At 34.9% G+C, this 2,831-nt stretch carries 3 protein-coding genes; 1 reads left to right on the top strand and 2 read right to left on the bottom strand.

Annotated elements, in window-relative coordinates; all coding sequences use genetic code 11:
• Positions 1-695: 695 nt before the first annotated feature.
• Positions 696-1,088 carry an ExbD/TolR family protein gene (locus tag ESZ26_RS18800; protein WP_146801319.1) on the top strand — a complete coding sequence of 131 codons (393 nt, stop codon included), beginning with the start codon at positions 696-698 and terminating at the stop codon, positions 1,086-1,088.
• Positions 1,089-1,439: 351 nt separating this feature from the next.
• Here ESZ26_RS18800 and ESZ26_RS18795 read toward each other — a convergent pair whose 3' ends face one another.
• Together ESZ26_RS18795 and ESZ26_RS18790 are read right to left on the bottom strand one after the other, a co-directional pair.
• Positions 1,440-2,084: an NAD(P)H-binding protein gene (locus tag ESZ26_RS18795; RefSeq protein WP_146801317.1), complete on the bottom strand. Its 645-nt coding sequence runs from the start codon at positions 2,082-2,084 to the stop codon at positions 1,440-1,442.
• A 306-nt stretch (positions 2,085-2,390) separates the two neighbouring features.
• Positions 2,391-2,684 (bottom strand): hypothetical protein, encoded by a 294-nt coding sequence (locus ESZ26_RS18790; protein ID WP_146801315.1) that lies wholly within the window; start codon positions 2,682-2,684, stop codon positions 2,391-2,393.
• Positions 2,685-2,831 lie beyond the last annotated feature (147 nt).

The raw sequence follows: 2,831 nt of genomic DNA, 5'->3' as shown, positions 1-2,831 counted from the left end.
TGTAATGTGAGTGTCCACACAAATTGCATGATAACTAATTGTTAAAGAACGTTAACTCTAAGAGTTAACCGAAACAAAATCTCATTCGCTTTGCTTCGTTGCTGCAGGCCTTGCCTGAAGCGAGATGGGTATTCTACGCACTCTAGTTTCGATGTCAACGTTTTATTTAATTTAATTTGAAGTTCTTTTCGAAGATTCAAACCTAACCAATAAAACGTTAAGTTAACTACTTTACGATAAAGTGATGTAGATAACTTATCAAAACAGCTCTTTCGTGGTTCGTTTTGACTGAACCCCTTGGAACTGGAGCGCATTCTAGACATTTTCTAAAAACTATCAAGCACTATTTTCATCTTTTTGTTTGTTCGAATAAAAAACAAGCAGACAGGGGGATATTAAAACATATATCTACTAATAACTCCCCCTACAGCTATTTATAAGCCCTAGAAATCTGCACCTATTCCTCTTTTAACCCATAGTGTAGAGTATCTAATAGTATTTTCCAGCCTACAAATATCGATATGTTGTGCTGCATATTGAGTTAATTTACTTATCTTACCTATTCTTTAGCTGTTTTGTTTTTACTTATTTACGAATAAATTCGTATATATATTGTTTTATCGACAATTTAAACTAATGTAAAAGGTGTACGAAATAAATCGTAGCGCATAACTAACCAATATTGAGGTGCCTAGATGAGAAGAAATAGACTTTATGAAGACCAAAAGGCTGAAGCAGATATGACACCTATGCTTGATATTGTCTTTATCCTGTTAATATTCTTTATCGTGACAACCTCATTTGTTAAAGAACAAGGTTTCTTAGTGAATAAACCTGATGGTGGTAACCCTAATCAAAATAATAATCCTATGTTACTGATCAGGATAAATGAAAATGGCCTAGTTTCGCTAAATGGTAGAATGACAGATATTGAAAGGCTACCAGCCAATATAGAAAACTACCTTGCAACTAAGCCAGTATCTGCTGCTGTCGTGATTCCTCACGCAAAAACAACTTATGATAATGTGGTTAAGGTTATTGATCACATAACTATGGTCGGTGGGCTTACGGTATCTATAGGTAAATAGTTTATATATGATGATTAGCCTTTTGATGGGCTAATCATTTAAGCTCAGGTTTCTGTTGTATAGGTGCTTCGATATATTAAGGTCAATTAAATTAGTGGGTATAACCGGCTAGTCACTATAATATTATTTAACTCTGTTAATGCTAACAGTAATAATCAAGTACTTGGCCTCTAGCTTGTATGATTAGCTTTTACTTATACAAAGCAGAATATTAACGATGACAGATACGCTCTTATTACAAGATACGATTAACTCATGATCCCCCTACCTTTAACTTACTTAATATTATTGATAAATAGAACAATTAATTAATCTGGTAGTAAGTGTACCTATGCATAATGTTGCTGATCACTAAATAAAAATTTCATCAAGACAAAGAATCTCTATTGGTGGACCAAGCTCCTGGCTAGACAAGACCATTCTTGCTGCTACTTGTTCACCGGTTATCGGGCGGAAGCGCCGTAGCAAAGGTATAATACATAAAAGAGGCATTAACCCACTAGCCATTTTCTCACCCAAGCGAAATTCTGTTCGTTGGCCAAGTAGTAATGACGGTTGAAAAATACTAATACGCTTAAAGGGTAGTTGCTTTATTCTCTGCTCCAAAATACCTTTCATTTTTAGATAAGGATTATTACTTTGGTCATTAGCACCAGCAGAAGAAACAAGTAGGTAATGATTAACACCGTTATGTACTGCTAATTGTGCTGCTTCAAACTGGTAATCAAGGTCTACTTTACCTTGTTCCGCGATTGAACCCGCTTGCTTAACGGTTGTTCCAAGACATGAGAATAAAAAGTCTGCATCAAATAGAGTGGTGTAATTCTTGAGATGATCAAAATTGACGACTTGATTACAAACTTTTGCTGATACATGTGGGGAAGGCCTGCGAGTTAGTGTAATAATTTCACTAATATGGTCGCTGCTAACAAGTAGATCAACTATCGCTCGACCGACTAATCCGGTAGCGCCTATAACTATAGCTTTTTTTGCCATTATGCTCTCTCTAGTGTTATCAAGGGAAACTGATGTTTTTTTGCTGTGCCAAAAATATATTCAGCTGAATTAATGCAGGAATAGGGTAACACCTCGTTAAGAGGATAATAATTGTTAACTCGAATTTATGAGAACCTCGTACTAGCTAACGGTTGAATATATCTGTGTAAGGGCAGCACGTAATCTGCCATCTAAATAAATGATATCCTTTTATCAACTTCTGCCGATGAAATTAACTCAACCAGATTGCAAAAAAAGACAGTTAGCCAACCGTATTTTGTCCCTGCTTAAATTCTTCTGGTGTTTTTATATAGACGGTCTAACTATTTTCAGAAAATATCCAACCATTAAAGAGATCAACAAACCAAAAAATGAAACAAGTGCTGATACGAGTAAAACTGCAACACCAACATTAGCAGTTTCGGCTGTTTTTTCGTCTAAGCCTAAGTAATTAGACTGAAAAACAAAAATAAGTAACAGTGATACAACAACAATGATCAGCGTTGAATAAATTGATGCTTTCCAAAATACGTTAGGAAATGTCCAATGAACGCCACCCGCAATTAATATAGATAATCCAGCTAATAGATATGGGATCAATTCATAAACCTCTCGAAAAATAACGAGCCTGTAGAATTACTCGTTTTTAAAATTATTTTTAATCAAAATACTCTAACTGGATTGTTTTCTTTTAACAATCAAAAACGTTTACGTTTTTGGCGATTTCTATTTTTACATCGTTGAGCA

Origin of the sequence: Colwellia hornerae, from assembly GCF_007954355.1 — a bacterium.
Taxonomy (GTDB): domain Bacteria; phylum Pseudomonadota; class Gammaproteobacteria; order Enterobacterales; family Alteromonadaceae; genus Colwellia_A; species Colwellia_A hornerae.
This window is presented reverse-complemented; position numbering and strand designations above follow the sequence as displayed.